Annotated in this window: 1 protein-coding gene; it reads left to right on the top strand. The window is 29.8% G+C overall.

Annotated elements, in window-relative coordinates; genetic code table 11:
- Positions 1-52 precede the first annotated feature (52 nt).
- On the top strand, positions 53-436 hold a 384-nt coding region (locus tag INF61_RS22750), incomplete at its 3' end, for an ATP-dependent helicase (protein WP_193548157.1).

Below are 436 nucleotides of genomic sequence, written 5' to 3'. Positions count from 1 at the left end.
GTTAAGGGCAATACATAAAGAAATTGCAATTTTAAGTCGAATGCCTACGATAATGGCTATTGGTGATGATTTTCAATCAATATATTCATTGAGATTCAGTTCTCCTGATATTTTCATGAATTTTTCAGATTTTTTCCCTGTGCATAAATCATTGGGAAAACATAAGACAGTTTTTATGATGGAAAACTATCGTTCGGATGCTGCGATTCTTAATGATGCTGAAAAAATGATGGCTTTAGTTAAAGGGAAAATCATAAAAGAATCTATATCATGCCGAAAACCTGATGGTGATGAGCATGGTGTCTATTGTTATGGGTATGATGATAAAAAAGATGATAATTCCTGGAAAAATAAAGCAATTCAGCTAATTTATGAACAATTAAATATGGTAAAAAATCAAAAACATAAAGATAAAACTCATATTATAGTTTTGAGT

It is taken from the genome of Enterobacter cloacae complex sp. P18RS, assembly GCF_014982105.1.
GTDB classification, from domain to species: domain Bacteria; phylum Pseudomonadota; class Gammaproteobacteria; order Enterobacterales; family Enterobacteriaceae; genus Enterobacter; species Enterobacter hormaechei_C.
This window is presented reverse-complemented; position numbering and strand designations above follow the sequence as displayed.